Origin of the sequence: Streptomyces sp. V4I8 (assembly GCF_041261225.1) — a bacterium.
Lineage (GTDB): Bacteria > Actinomycetota > Actinomycetes > Streptomycetales > Streptomycetaceae > Streptomyces.
In genome coordinates, this window is record NZ_JBGCCN010000001.1 from 8,693,755 (window position 1) to 8,707,713 (window position 13,959).

At 68.6% G+C, this 13,959-nt stretch carries 12 protein-coding genes; 5 read left to right on the plus strand and 7 right to left on the minus strand.

The annotated features are described in order from the left end of the window. Nucleotides 1–40 precede the first annotated feature (40 nt). Nucleotides 41–1,114: an iron-containing redox enzyme family protein gene (locus ABIE67_RS39565; RefSeq protein WP_370266384.1), complete on the minus strand. Its 1,074-nt coding sequence runs from the start codon at nt 1,112–1,114 to the stop codon at nt 41–43. 300 nt (nt 1,115–1,414) lie between these two features. Between ABIE67_RS39565 and ABIE67_RS39570 the strand changes: the two genes are divergently transcribed. Next, the gene (locus ABIE67_RS39570) at nt 1,415–2,713 is read left to right on the plus strand and encodes an ISAs1 family transposase (protein WP_370266385.1); all 1,299 of its coding nucleotides are present in this window, start codon (nt 1,415–1,417) and stop codon (nt 2,711–2,713) included. Between the two features lie 189 nt (nt 2,714–2,902). Further along, nucleotides 2,903–4,090, plus strand: a complete 1,188-nt coding sequence (locus tag ABIE67_RS39575) for a pyridoxal phosphate-dependent aminotransferase (protein ID WP_370266386.1) — start codon at nt 2,903–2,905, stop codon at nt 4,088–4,090. A gap of 90 nt (nt 4,091–4,180) precedes the next feature. Here ABIE67_RS39575 and ABIE67_RS39580 read toward each other — a convergent pair. Next, nucleotides 4,181–5,409, minus strand: a protein-coding gene (locus ABIE67_RS39580) for an IS3 family transposase (RefSeq protein ID WP_370266387.1) whose coding sequence is annotated in 2 segments (ribosomal slippage) — nt 4,181–5,094 and nt 5,094–5,409 — 1,230 coding nt in all. Because the reading frame shifts where the segments join, the coding sequence is not laid out codon by codon here. 190 nt (nt 5,410–5,599) lie between these two features. Between ABIE67_RS39580 and ABIE67_RS39585 the strand changes: the two genes are divergently transcribed. Further along, nucleotides 5,600–5,755, plus strand: coding sequence for a hypothetical protein (locus ABIE67_RS39585; protein ID WP_370266388.1), 156 nt, complete (start codon nt 5,600–5,602; stop codon nt 5,753–5,755). Between the two features lie 202 nt (nt 5,756–5,957). Here the strand turns inward: ABIE67_RS39585 and ABIE67_RS39590 are convergent, their stop codons facing one another. After that, nucleotides 5,958–6,581, minus strand: coding sequence for a GntR family transcriptional regulator (locus ABIE67_RS39590; RefSeq protein WP_370266389.1), 624 nt, complete (start codon nt 6,579–6,581; stop codon nt 5,958–5,960). Nucleotides 6,582–7,401: 820 nt separating this feature from the next. Then, nucleotides 7,402–8,067, minus strand: coding sequence for a TetR/AcrR family transcriptional regulator (locus tag ABIE67_RS39595; protein ID WP_370266390.1), 666 nt, complete (start codon nt 8,065–8,067; stop codon nt 7,402–7,404). A 169-nt stretch (nt 8,068–8,236) separates the two neighbouring features. On the opposite strand from ABIE67_RS39595, the gene ABIE67_RS39600 reads away from it, so the two are divergent. Further along, the gene (locus ABIE67_RS39600) at nt 8,237–9,124 is read left to right on the plus strand and encodes a shikimate dehydrogenase (protein WP_370266391.1); all 888 of its coding nucleotides are present in this window, start codon (nt 8,237–8,239) and stop codon (nt 9,122–9,124) included. Nucleotides 9,125–9,165: 41 nt separating this feature from the next. Beyond that, the gene (locus tag ABIE67_RS39605; RefSeq protein ID WP_370266392.1) at nt 9,166–10,950 is read left to right on the plus strand and encodes a bifunctional sugar phosphate isomerase/epimerase/4-hydroxyphenylpyruvate dioxygenase family protein; all 1,785 of its coding nucleotides are present in this window, start codon (nt 9,166–9,168) and stop codon (nt 10,948–10,950) included. Between the two features lie 7 nt (nt 10,951–10,957). On the opposite strand, the gene ABIE67_RS39610 is transcribed toward ABIE67_RS39605, so the two are convergent. The 3 genes from ABIE67_RS39610 to gnd all read right to left on the minus strand — a co-directional run bounded on the left by ABIE67_RS39610 (nt 10,958) and on the right by gnd (nt 13,959). Next, the gene (locus ABIE67_RS39610) at nt 10,958–12,403 is read right to left on the minus strand and encodes a membrane-associated oxidoreductase (protein WP_370266393.1); all 1,446 of its coding nucleotides are present in this window, start codon (nt 12,401–12,403) and stop codon (nt 10,958–10,960) included. Nucleotides 12,404–12,483: 80 nt separating this feature from the next. Continuing rightward, a complete protein-coding gene (locus ABIE67_RS39615) occupies nt 12,484–13,074 on the minus strand; it encodes a histidine phosphatase family protein (protein ID WP_370266394.1) in 591 nt (196 codons plus the stop codon). Nucleotides 13,075–13,080: 6 nt separating this feature from the next. Then, nucleotides 13,081–13,959, minus strand: a complete 879-nt coding sequence (gene gnd / locus ABIE67_RS39620) for a phosphogluconate dehydrogenase (NAD(+)-dependent, decarboxylating) (protein ID WP_370266395.1) — start codon at nt 13,957–13,959, stop codon at nt 13,081–13,083.

Genomic DNA, 13,959 nt, shown 5'->3' on the forward strand with positions numbered 1-13,959 from the left:
GGACGACGGAGCGGAACTCCTCACGCAGACCGGAGACTCCTCAAAGGGAGAGTTGAGACGTGGATGATTGAAGCCCTTCCAGTTGCTCGTCGTAGTAGTCTGCGCAGGTGTTGAGACGCATCTCTGCACCAGTCAGCACGTCCGAAGCGGCGCCGGGGTAGCGTTCGGCTGCCGGTACCATGACGTATTTGAGCCAGTCGTCGCCGTGCTCCATCTCGAGTTCGATGTGGGCTGTGTAGAAAATGGTTGTCTCCTGGCCCAGCCCCACCCGTCGGCAGCCACGAGTCACCTTCGCGTTGTGAGGAGGGTCAATTGATTCGCCGACGCCCATAGCGCCGATATACTCGTTACGCCAGCGGCGGTTGATGCCCAGCATGTAGAAAAGGTTAAGGCCAGCCAGGCCGCGCCAGCCAAGGCCCGAGGCCAGCTGCGTTGAATCGGGCGTTGCTCCGACAGAGGCCACCGAGTTACTGATCAGCCGGGTATGCATTTGGGCATCGCTGGCACCGGCCTCGTCGTCGAGATTGTTGACTACTTCGCGCTTCGCGATCTGATTCTCTTCTCCAATAAGAGTCAAGGCGATGAGAGTGAAGAAGTTGAGGGCCAAAGCACCGTCGCAGGCGATGTAGCGGCAGATGCCGTCCCGGTCAGCCTTCTCTGCGAGGAAATTCGACAGGGGGTGGTGAGCGGCTCGGTGTTCCGCCAAGAGAGCCAGGTAGGCAGCGGCGAACTTGTCGGGGCCAATGCCGCTCCAATCGCGACAGCGGTTTCGTTCATAGCGCTCCCAGGGAAGCTCCAGGATGCGTCGGACTTCGAGAAGGACCGGATTGAACTGGTTCGCCAGATGCTGGCCGGGGCCGGGCGTGGCGAAGTGGTCCCGGTACAGGTGGGCGAGCGTAACGTGCGCTGTCCTCAGAGCCTGGGGACTTCGCCGGGCAAACGCCGCTTCCGCCACGTCATGGGCGGCAGAGCAGAGATCCGCGCGTAGCCCAGGGCGCTGGTCGAAGAGGGAATCGAGACCTGGGTAATCGAGCAGGAACGCGACATTCGCGTCAAGTTCGCGTGCGTTGATAGCAGATACTGTCGCCTCTGGCGAGTCCGCGTATTCCATCATGGGTTTCCTCCTACTTCAGTCGCACCGGCACCCTTAACAGCCGCCGCTGGCCATCAGTGCACCATGACCAGCAGGCGTCGCATAGAGCCCGCACAGGCAATCGCGGGGCACTTGACACAAGATTGTGCGTTCGTGAATCAATCTTTGTGGTGACGGGGTGCTTCCACGGCCCCGGCGTTGTTCCGTCTTGGCGTGATACGCCCGGTTTGGTTGCCCGTTCGGGGTGAGATGGCAAACGAGCGCGACTTCTGATGATCTTTCAGGTCTCTACGCCAAAAGATCGTCACAGGAGTCGCGCTCGTGCCCGTATCTTCGCTGATCCCCCCTGCCATTGGCCAGCTCACGGACCTGGCACTGTGGGAGGACGAGCTCGCCTCCGACCCGGCGACGGCGGAGTCCGCGCTGGTCAGCAGGCTGCAGCGAGTCCCGGACCGGCGCGCGAAGCGTGGCCGACGGCACGCGCTGGTGGTGATACTGGCGCTGACCGCGTGCGCGACGCTGGTGATCGGCGGCGACTCGATCGCGGCGATCTGGCAGTGGGCGGCCCGTGCCCCGCAGGCGAAGCTGGCCCGCATCGGCGCCCGGTACGACCCGCTGACCGGCCGCTACCTCGTGCCGAGCGAGCGGACCTTCCGGCGAGTGCTCACCAATCTGGACACCGACGCCCTGGACACCGTGACCTGCGAATACACCACAGACCTCGCGCGTGGCACCGTCCCCGCGCCCGAGATCCCCGCCACACCGGGACCGGTGGAGCGCGAACAGCGCCGCGCCGCCCAGCGCTCGGCCGAGCACCCGGTACCGGACGGGCTGCTGTCCGCCGCCGCCCTGGACGGCAAGGCCCTGGCCGGCGCCCGCACCGAGAGCGGGCGGGTCTTCCTCGTCGGCGCGGTCGACCACGCCAGCGGCGCGGTCCTGGGCCAGACCCAGGTACCCGACAAGCGCGGCGAGGGCGAGGCCGCCCGCACCCTGCTCACTCAACTCGACCTGCCCGGCTGGGTGTTCACCCTGGACGCGCTGCACACCACCACGAAGACCGCCCGCCTGATCACCGGCTCTCTCAACGGCCACTACGTCCTGATCCTCAAGGGCAACCAGCCCCTCGCGCACGCCGCCGCCCAGATGCTGCTGACCCGCACGGACGCCGACTTCGCCGAGACCACCGCGACCGACGACGACCGCGCGCACGGCCGCACCGAACGCCGCGCCCTGCGCACCGCACCCGCCGACGACGCCCTGTTCCCCGGCGCATCCCAGGTCTTCCGCCTCCGCCGCGACACCGGCAACCTCGACGGCGAATGGACCAGCAAGGAGATCGTCTTCGGCGTCACCAGCCTGCCGCCCGACCTCGCCGGCCCCGCTCACCTCAACCATTACGAGAGGCTCCACTGGACCGTGGATAACAAGATCCACTGGGTGCGAGACGTCACCTTCCGAGAAGACAACTCACAGGTCAGGACCGGTACAGCCCCCCGAGCCCTGGCCAGCTTCCGTAACCTGGCGATCAGCACCATCCGCCTCGCCGGACGCGCCAACATCGCCCACGCCCGCCGCGACCTCCTCCGCCACACGGACGCCTTCAACGTCTACGGCATCTGACCAACCGGCACGGAACCGGACATCACATAACTACGCCGGGACCATGGGGGTGCTTCATGATCCCTTGCCGGGCAAGGAGGCCTATTGGTTGGCAGCATGCGTTCGCTCCTGTAATACATGGAGAGGAAGCAGCGGCGTCCCTCATGAATCAGGAGTCGACGAGCCGCCCCCAGGTAATAGGAGGCACACATGAGCCGTGCTCTGTTCAGTCGACGCCTGTCCGGCCTTGACACTACGATCTTTTCCGAGATGTCCGCCCTTGCTGTGGCGACTGGGTCGATTAACCTGGGGCAGGGATTTCCCGACACAGACGGTCCCACATGCATTCGGGAGGCGGCCGTGGAGGCAATCCGTCGCGGGTGGGGTAACCAGTATCCGCCCGCGGCAGGGATCCCCGAGCTGAGGGACGCCGTCGCTAGGCACCAGGAACACTGGTATCAGCTCCCTTGTGATCCCGACAGTGAAGTGCTTGTTACCACCGGTGCCACTGAGGCTGTTGCCGCAGCATTGCTGGCCTTTGTCAATCCCGGTGACGAGGTGATCGTCCTGGAGCCGTACTACGACTCGTACGCGGCCGGCATTGCCTTGGCCGATGGCGTACGCGTGCCGGTCACATTGCATGCCGATGGCGACGGCTTCGGCCTGAATCTGGACGAGCTACGCGCCGCCGTTACCTCTCGCACCCGGGCCATCGTGCTGAACACGCCCCACAATCCCACGGGCGGGGTGCGCACTCGGGAGGAGCTCGCTGGCATCGCCGAACTGGCCTGCGAACGGGACCTGATCGTCATAACCGACGAAGTGTACGAGCACCTGATCTTTGACGGCCGTGTGCACCTGCCCATCGCAACCTTCCCGGGCATGTGGGACCGGACCGTCACCATCAGCTCCGCCGGTAAGACCTTCTCGTACACCGGCTGGAAGGTCGGCTGGCTCACGGGAGCGCCTCGGCTGGTGGCAGCGGTGCGCTCAGTGAAGCAGTACCTGACCTACGCCGGCTCCGGTCCCTTCCAATACGCCATAGCTGAGGCACTCCGGCTGCCAGACAGCCACTTCGCCTCCCTCCAAGCAGACTTGCAGCACAAGCGCGACCTACTGGTAGCCGGGCTGCACTCCGCCGGTTTCGAGCCCATCCGGCCTGCCGGGACGTACTTCATCACCGCCGACATCCGGCCCCTCGCCGCACGTGGAGTCCCCGACTGTAAGGACGGGCAGGTCTTCTGCCGGGCACTGCCAGCAATGTGCGGGGTCGTGGCCATCCCTAACTCGTCCTTCTACGACAGCACCGCGGGCACGCATTATGTCCGGTTCTCCTTCTGCAAGCGGAACGAGATCCTCCATGAAGCCGTCGAACGCCTCCAGACTCTCACGAGTTGATGGCCTGCCAACCTTTTCCAAACGACTCCGCACGTCGCGCTCCCGCCGAGTCGGGCCTTCCCCCCGAGGGGTGGACACCTGTTCGTTTCGTTATGCGGCGAGTGTCAGGGTAGCTGACAGCTGTTCGTAGGCGACGGGGCTGAGCTGTCCGTTCGCCGAGTGGCGGCGCCAGGTGTTGTACCGCGTCAGCCAGCGGAACACGGTGCGCCGGCAGGCCTCGGCCCCGTCGAAGCGCCGGGCGCCCTGGAGGATCTCCCGTTTGAGGGACGCGTGGAAGGACTCGCAGGCGGCGTTGTCCGCGCTCGTTCCGACCGCGCCCATGGACTGGGTCACGCCCAGCTCAGCGCAGAGATCAGCGAATTGGCGCGACCCGTATTGCGCCCCGTGATCGCTGTGGAAGACCGCGCCGTCGAGGCTGCCGCGGGTGGCGGCGGCCATCCTGAGTGCGTCGGCGACGAGCTCGGTGCGCATGTGGTCGGCGATCGACCAGCCCGCCACGCGGCGGGAGAAACAGTCGATGACGGTCGCCAGATACAGATGCTCGCCATCGCCGCCAGGCAGATACGTGATGTCGCCCATGTACTTCTGGTTTGGCGCGGGCGCCGAGAAGTTGCGTCGGAACAGGTCCGCAACGGGCGTGACCGACGGCTCGGGGACAGTCGTACGTACCTTCTTGCGCAGGCGGAAGCCGGCGATACGGAACTTGCGCATCACGCGGGCGACCCTCTTCTCATTGATCTCCATGCCGTGTGTATCCCGCAGCTCGGCGGTGATGCGCGGGGCGCCGTAAGTGCCGCCGGAGTCGGTGTGGATGGTGCGGATCTTGCCGGCCAGCACCTCATCGGCCTGCTCGCGCTCGGCCCGGGCAGCGCGGGCCCCGCGCCACTTGTAGTAGGTGGAGCGGGCCACTTCGAGCACCTGGCACAGTCGCGTGACCTTGAAGGTCTTGCGGTGGTCCTCGATGAACTGGCAGCGACTCACCAGCTCATCTCCGCGGCGAAAAACTTCGTCGCCTTACGCAAGATGTCCCGCTCCGTGGCCAGGGTCGCGTTGTCCTTCCGCAAGGCGGCGTTCTCCTTGCGCAGGGCCGCTAACTCGGCCTCCAGTTCTTCCTTCGTGGCTTTGCTCACCAGGGTGGTGTCCTTCGTGTTCTTCGTGGGGCTGTCGGCGCGGGCGCGGTCGGCGCGGATCCAGTTCCGCAGCGTCTCCGGGTTGATCCCCAGATCGCGGGCCGCCTGCACGATCGTAAGGTCGGGGTCCGAGTGGTACAGCGCGACCGCGTCGGCCTTGAACTCGGGCGAATAGACCTTCATCACCATAAGTGATCCTCCTGCCAGCCCCTCACCGGGGCTGATCGAAGGTGTCCACCACTCAGGGGGAGGGTCCGTCACGGCCCGGGGGCATGGCCGACAGCCGCAGGGAGCCGTCAGCGTGGACGAGCCTAGAGATCCGCCAGCCGTCAGGACAGACCGCGCACCGTTAGCCGCTGGCGTTGGCAAGCTCGCCCCGTTGCAGCGGGCCTACGGCGCCTACGCCAGGCACTTCCTGAAGTGCGACGCCTGCCGCGACGTCGACCAGAAGTGCGAGGACGCCGAGGCGCTGTGGCGCACCTACCGCACCGTCAGCGGGGCTGCCTGCGACCGGATAGCCGACGCCGGCCGGTGATGGCCACTTTCCGACTGGAGCCCGCAGTCGTGCGGGTTACCGGCAGGGACGCTTGGCCAACGCCCCACCTGCGGTTACATAAACGCACGGGGTGTGGACAGAAAGTCAACGAATATGCAGAGGACACCTTCCCCGGTGGCCGAAAGTGGGCTTTACTCGTGACCCCGGTGGCCCCCACCCGCCAGGTCGAAAGCGCGTTCTGCTACCGCATGGGCGCGAGTCGAATCAGCCACCGATCCATCGGCAAGATGAGATCGGCAGTCTCCAGGGGGCGACCGTCATGGTCGAAACGAGTGCGCACCACGCGGAACGCCGCCGCGTCCACCAGCAGGCCCAACGCGTGCGCCTGCACCTCGGTCAGCGCCACACACCCCAGCTCTGCCGAGTACGAGACGTGCGGCTGCCGCTGCCCTCGCCACCAGGACGAGACGAGCATCGCCGACCTGCCGCCGGGGTCCAGGCACTCCACGGTCTCGTGTCGCAGCAGCGCACCCACCCGGACATCCAGCCGCTCGGCCAGTTCCTCGGTGGCCGGCCGCGGGCCGGTGTCGGTGGTCTCGCTGGAGTGCGGCCAGTCGGCGTCTGCGTCCGTGAGTGTGCGCATAGCAGGAGGATGCGCCACATACACGGCCTTACGCTCTTCGCCCCCAAGGACGCCGGCGCGGCGCAGCAGGACACGCGCCAGGCGCATGGTCTGCGGGTGCACGTGGTACTCGGCCGCCATCTGAACGCGCGAGGGGAGGGGCTGGCCGGGCTGCCATTCACCAGCCTCGATGCGGCGGCGGATGTCTGCGGCGATGCGGCGGTACTTCGCAGCTTCTGACATCCGGACCCCTGGCCGTCGATCATGACGTGAGGCCTGAAGGTACGAAGCCGCCGCGCGGCTGGATATATCCAGAGCCGCCGAGGCGCACGGCGACACCTGTTGATAGCTGAAGAGTGAGGTTTCGGCACCGCGGAGTTCAGGTCTCCGAGGCGCTGATTGGCCCGCCGCCCGGCCGTGTACCCCCCTACGACGGTCGGGCGGCGGTCCGTGTGGGTGCTTGGCAATGTCTGTCCGGCATCCACCCGAACGAGTGAACTCTTGACCGTTATTCAGGCAGGGTTTGCTCGTTGAAGATAGAAGCCGGGCCCGGTTCCCCACTTCGCCTCCGAGGGCGTTCCCAGGGGGATCCGGGCCCGGCGCTTTGTTGCGTCGCCTTGGGGACAGTCTGCCACTGGGAAACAAGTGGGAAACGATCATGGGTACACATGCACACACATGAGTACGGGTGCACATGCGGGCGAGGCATAGAGCCAGCTAGGGAAGTCGGGGAACTTCAAACCGAATGCTCAGACGTTCGCGGGAAAACACCACTTGAAGAAGTCGTAGTACTCCAGGGCGCTGCCGATCCAGGCAGCCGTGGCCGCTTTCTTCGGCTGGCCGACGGCGGTGTCGGGGACGGACACAGGGGTGCTCCTTCGAGGGAACTCCACCATAGGGGGAGTGAGTGCAGAGGAGAGGTGCCGGATCCCTGGGGTGACGGGGCGGCCGACCGGGAGCTACCCGGTTAATTAACCCACTGGATAGTTAGTAGCGGATGGCTACGGATGTTGCGCCGCCGTTTCCACGCTGTCAAGAGGTCGTGCCGAAGGATCTTGCCGGGTCAGTCCTCGGCCCGCGGTGCCGTCAGGTACGCGATCACCATGTCGCCCAGCATCGTGCGGTAGTGCTCGCGCTGCGCCGGATCCACCAGGTCACGGCCGAACAGGGCGCCGAAGGTGTGCCGGTTGGAGACCCGGAAGAAGCAGAAGGAGCTGATCATCGCGTGCAGGTCGACGGCGTCCACATCGGCCGTGAACAGGCCGGACTTCTGCCCCGACTCCAGGATCCGGCGGATCACGTCCAGCGCGGGTGAGCCGATCTTGCCGAGCTTCTCGGAGGCGGCGATGTGCTCGGCGCCATGGATGTTCTCGATGCTGACCAGGCGGATGAAGTCGGGGTGCTGCTCGTGGTGGTCGAAGGTCAGCTCCGCCAGCCGGCGGATGGCCGCGACCGGGTCCAGATGCTCGACGTCGAGCTGCTGCTCGGTCTCCCGGATCACGCCGTACGCCCGCTCCAGCACGGCCGTGAACAGCTGCTCCTTGCCGCCGAAGTAGTAGTAGATCATCCGCTTCGTGGTGCTGGTGCGGGCGGCGATGTCGTCGACCCGGGCCCCGGCGAAGCCGACCCGGGCGAACTCCTGCGTCGCGACGTCGAGGATCTCGGCCTGGGTGCGGGCGGCGTCACGGGTCCGCCCGTTGCTGCGTGCCGGCTCTTCGACGCTGGTCATCGGCTTCCTTCGGCGAGGGGCGAGCGTGCCCCGGTGGCCCACCCGCGTGCCGGTGATTGTAGAAGCCCGGTCGCCCGGCGGGTCGGGACAGGCCTTCCCAAGCTCCGGTCCGCCTGCTATTACTAACTCACCAGTTCGTACATTAGTGAGCCGCTCAGGAGGTCCCCCGGTGGGCAAGGACGCCAAGGACTCGTATCTCGTCGGGCTGATCGGCTCCGGCATCGGACCGTCGCTCAGCCCGGCGTTGCACGAGCGGGAGGCCGACCGGCAGGGTTTGCGCTATCTGTACCGGCTCATCGGCATCGACACGCTCGGCGTTCCGCCGCAGGCGGTGGGAGACCTGGTGCGGTCCGCCCGCGACCTCGGCTTCGACGGGCTCAACATCACCCACCCCTGCAAGCAGCTCGTCATCGAGCACCTGGACGCGCTCGCCCCGCAGGCCGAGGCGCTGGGGGCGGTCAACACCGTCGTCTTCGAGGACGGCCGGGCCGTCGGCCACAACACGGACGTCACCGGCTTCGCCGCGTCGTTCGCGCGCGGGCTGCCGGACGTGCCGTTGGAGCGGGTCGTGCAGCTGGGCGCCGGGGGCGCGGGGGCGGCCGTCGCGCACGCCATGCTCACGCTCGGCGCCGAGCGGGTCACCGTGGTCGACGCGCTGGCCGACCGTGCCGCCGATCTCGCCGCCGCCCTGAACCGGCACTTCGGCGCGGGCCGCGCGGCCGGCGCCGCCCTCGACGCGCTGCCCGCACTGCTGACCCACGTCGACGGCCTGGTGCACGCCACCCCCACCGGCATGGCAGCCCACCCCGGGATGCCCCTGCCGGCCGAACTGCTCCACCCGGGACTGTGGGTCGCCGAGGTCGTCTACCGCCCGCTGGAGACGGAGCTGCTGCGCACGGCACGCTCGCTCGGGTGCGCCACCCTCGACGGCGGCGGCATGGCCGTCTTCCAGGCCGCCGACGCCTTCCGCCTGTTCACCGGACACGAGCCCGACAGCGCGCGCATGCTCGCGGACATCGCCGAGCTGGCGGACGCCGTGGGAACCCCGAGCCAGTAAGAGCCAGGAGAACAGGAAGAGCCAGGAGAAGAGGTACCGGCATGCGCACATCCATCGCCACCGTCTCCCTCAGCGGATCCCTCACCGAGAAGCTCACGGCCGCCTCCCGGGCCGGTTTCGACGGGGTGGAGATCTTCGAGAACGACCTGCTGGCCAGCCCCCTCACCCCCGAGGAGATCCGCGCCCGCTGCGCCGACTTGGGCCTCACCGTCGACCTCTACCAGCCGATGCGGGACATCGAGGCCGTGCCCGCCGACGAGTTCGCCCGCAATCTGCGCCGCGCCCGGCACAAGTTCGAGCTGATGCGGCGGCTCGGCGCCGACACCGTGCTCGTCTGCTCCAGCGTGCATCCGCTCGCCGTGGACGACGACGCGCTCGCCGCGTACCACCTGCGCCAACTCGCCGAGGTGGCACAGGAGTTCGGCATCCGGGTGGCGTACGAGGCGCTCGCCTGGGGACGGCACGTCAGCACGTACGACCACGCCTGGCGGATCGTCGAGGCGGCCGACCACCCGGCGCTCGGTACCTGCCTGGACAGCTTCCACATCCTCTCCCGTGGCTCGGACCCCAAGGGCATCGAGGACATCCCCGGTGAGAAGATCTTCTTCCTCCAGCTCGCCGACGCCCCGCTGCTCGCGATGGACGTCCTGCAGTGGAGCCGCCACTACCGCTGCTTCCCCGGCCAGGGCGGCTTCGACGTCTCCGGACTCGTACGCCATGTCCTGCGCACGGGATACGACGGCCCCCTCTCCCTGGAGGTCTTCAACGACGTCTTCCGCCAGGCCGAGGCCGGCCCGACCGCCGTCGACGCCCACCGCTCCCTCCTGGTCCTCCAGGAGACGGTCGGCGTCGCCGCCCCGCCCGCGCCCGTCGTCCCCACCGGCGTCGCCTTCGCCGAACTGGTCACGCCCGACGCAGAACCGGTCTCGGCCGTCCTCGGCGCCCTGGGCTTCGCCCGCACCGCACGGCACCGCAGCAAGCCGGTCGACCTCTGGCAGCAGGGCGAGGCCAGGATCCTGGTCAACACCTCCGGCGCCGCCCGCCGGGACGGCACCGGACTCGCCGCGATCGGCCTGGAGTCACCCGACCCGACCGGCGCCGCCCGCCGCGCCGAGGCCCTCCTGGCCCCCGTACTGCCCCGGCGTCGCGCCCCGGAGGACGCCCCGCTCGACGCGGTCGCGGCACCCGACGGCACGGAACTCTTCTTCTGCGCGACGCAGCAAGAACTGCCCAACTGGCGGGCCGACTTCACGGACGTCGAGCATCAACCCCTGGCGGCGGGCGTCCAGGGCATCGACCATCTCGCCCTCACCCAGCCCTGGCACCACTTCGACGAGGCGACCCTCTTCCACCGCAGCGTCCTCGGGCTGCGGGCCCAGGAGAGCGTCGACGTCGCCGACCCGTACGGCCTGATGCGCAGCCGCGCCGTCACCAACGCCGACGGGAGTGTGCGGATCGCCCTGAGCGTGGGCGCGGCGCCGACCGACGACACGGTGCACGCCCAGCACATCGCGCTGGCCACGGACGACGTGGTCACCGCGGCGCGCCGCTTCCGGGGCGCGGGCGGCCGGCTGCTGCCGATCCCCGCCAACTACTACGACGACCTGGCGGCGCGGTACGAGTTCCCGGACGGCGAGCTGGAGACGTATCGCGAGCTGGGCATCCTCTACGACCGTGACGCGCACGGCGAGTTCCGGCACTGCTACACCGTGACGGTCGGCCGCGTCTTCTTCGAGCTGGTGCAGCGGGACGGCTACCGGGGCTACGGTGCCCAGAACGCGCCGGTGCGGCTGGCCGCCCAGCACGCGGGGCGGCCGGTCCGGTGACCGGGAGTCACTGCCGGCTGACGGTCCGGGTGACGCCGGCGATGACCGTGGTGGCCAGGATCCAGCCGGCCAGTACCAGGACGTACGACAGCCACTGCTGCCCGCCGTCCGGGGCGTACGCCGGTTCCTGACCGAAGGAGATCACCGGCAGCAGCAGATCGAGCGTGTAGAAGACCGGGTTGAAGTGCGGTGCCTCGTCCGCCTTCAGCGGCGGGGGCGCGTGCACCGCGAACGTGACGGAGCCGACGGCGAGCAGCGACAGCAGCCAGCCGAGCGCCCGCATCGGGCGGAACCCGTAGCCGACGGTGGCGTCCTGGACGTGGCCCCACAGACGGCCGTACCAGGGCAGCGTGGTGCGGTGGCGGCGCTGCTTGGCGAGCTGGACGAGTCGGGCGGCGTGGTCGTCGCCGGTGCGGCGGTAGGCGGCGGTCAACTGCTCGTAACCGTGCGGGTCGAACCTGTCCTCGTCCCGCTCCAGCATGGGCAGCCGCTGCTCGGGCGGCACGTGCGGGGTGAGCGAGGTGTAGGTGAGGTCGAGGATGCGGACCTGGTCCGGGAGCATCTCCGGCTCCAGGTTGAGGTGATCTATCTGCGAGCGGCGCAGGTTGAGCATGCCCTCGATCCGCGGCCCCCTGCGCAGCCACAGCTCGCCGATGGCACAGCTGCTCGCCCGCATCGCGGTGCCGCCGGGGTTGGACAGCCGACTGTGGAGCAGGTCGAGCCGGCCGGGTATGCGGGCGCCGCGCAGGTCGATGCGACCGTGGGCGCGCAGCCGTCGGCCGAGCACGTTGGCGCCCACTTCGAGGGCCTCCGCGTCGATGACATTGCCGCCGGGGTTGTGCAGCTCCGAGTCCTCCAGATCGAGCGAGCCCGCCACGGTGGCGCCGTCCAGCCGGACCCGTCCCCGCGCGCGCAGGTGATGGGCGCACAGGTCGTCGTCGACGGACACCTGGTTGAGCTGGAGGGCGGCCTGCGCGCCGTCGCCGACAGCGATGTCCGCCTGATCGATGAAGAGAGCGCCCGCGATCTGCGCGCCGTCGACGCGCACGGCCCCGTCGAACCGGCAGCGCGTCAGCCTCAGGCTGCCGTCGATCCGGGCACGCGTCACCGAGAGGCCGGGCAGCTCGGAATCCCGCAGGCTGACATAGCGCAGCTGGGCGCCGACGAAGTCCGGGGCGCTCTCGAAGCGGCAGTGGGTGAGGTGGAGGACGCTGTCGACCGTCGCGTACCTCAGGTCCAGCAGACCGGTGACGAGAGCGCCTCTGACCTTCAGGGCCGCGATCTCCCCGGGCTCTCGCGGGCCGTTGAGCAGCAGCGCCCGCAACACCCCTGCGCGAAGGGTGCGTTCGGGCGACCCTTCCGGTTCGGTCCCCTCACGGAAGTCCACCTCGGCGCCCGTGGCGTAGGCCTGCCACACCCGCTGCTCGGCCGGCGTCAGATCGTTGATCTCCATCAGCGGGGACTCTGACGCCGGCCGCCGAACCTGTCAACTCCGCCCCGGGAGTTACGGCCGGGTGTTCCTCCCCCACTGCCTCAAGGGCGTGGGGGTGCCCCCACGGCGATCACGGGACGCCCATGCTCCGTCGACAGGCGGCTCACCGTGCCCGTGGCCAGCTGGAACAGCCGCCCGTCCGACGGGGCCAGCCCCAGCCGACGGGCCGTCACCACGCGCAGGAAGTGCCCGTGGGCGACGAGGACGACATCGCCGTCGAGCAGCGCCACGTCCACCCGGGACAGCACCCGGTCGGCGCGGGCCCCCACCTCGGACGGGGACTCGCCGGGGTGACCGTCCGGTCCGGGCGGCACTCCGTCGGTCCACAGGTACCAGTCGGGGCGGGAGCGGTGGATGGTGTCGGTGGTGACGCCCTCGTAGCCGCCGTAGTCCCATTCATGCAGGTCCGGGTCCGGTACGGCCGCGGACACGCCCGCGAGTTCGGCGGTGCGGACCGCGCGGCGCAGCGGACTGGTGAGGGCCAGGGAGAAGGAACGGCCGGAGAGGAGCGGAGCCAGGGTCTTGGCCTGTTCCTCGCCGGCCTGGGTGAGGGGCAGGTCGGTCCAGCTGGTGTGCTGTCCCGACCTGCTCCACTCCGTCTCACCGTGGCGGACCAGTAGGAGATCCCCCACGGCGGGCTACTCCTTCGACTCGACGGCGTGCCCGCCGAACTGGTTGCGCAGCGCCGCGATCATCTTCATCTGCGGGGAGTCGTCCTGGCGGGACGCGAACCGCGCGAAGAGCGAGGTGGTGATCGCCGGGAGCGGCACCGCGTGGTCGATGGCGGCTTCCACGGTCCAGCGTCCCTCGCCGGAGTCCTGCGCGAAGCCCTTCAGCTTCTCCAGGTGCTCGTCCTCGTCGAGGGCGTTGACCGCGAGGTCCAGCAGCCAGGAACGGATGACCGTGCCCTCCTGCCAGGAGCGGAAGACCTCCCGGACGTTGTCCACCGACTCGACCTTCTCCAGCAGCTCCCAGCCCTCGGCGTAGGCCTGCATCATGGCGTACTCGATGCCGTTGTGGACCATCTTCGCGAAGTGCCCGGCGCCCACCTTGCCCGCGTGGACATAGCCGTACGGCCCCTCCGGCTTGAGCGCCTCGAAGATCGGCTTGAGCCGGTCGACGTGCTCCTTCTCGCCGCCCACCATCAGGGCGTAGCCGTTCTTCAGGCCCCACACGCCGCCGGAGACGCCCGCGTCGACGAAGCCGATGCCGTGCTTGCTCAGCTCCTGGGCGTGCTTCTCGTCGTCCGTCCACCGGGAGTTGCCGCCGTCGACCACCGTGTCGTACGGCTTGAGGAGGCTGCCCAGCTGGTCGATCACGAGCTGGGTGGGGTGGCCGGCCGGGACCATGACCCAGACCGTGCGCGGCGCGTCGAGCTGGTCGACGAGGTCGGCCAGGCTCGCGACGTCGGACAGTTCGGGGTTGGTGTCGTAGCCGACGACGGTGTGGCCGGCGTTGCGCAGACGCTCGCGCATGTTGCCGCCCATCTTGCCGAGACCAACAAGGCCGATCTGCAT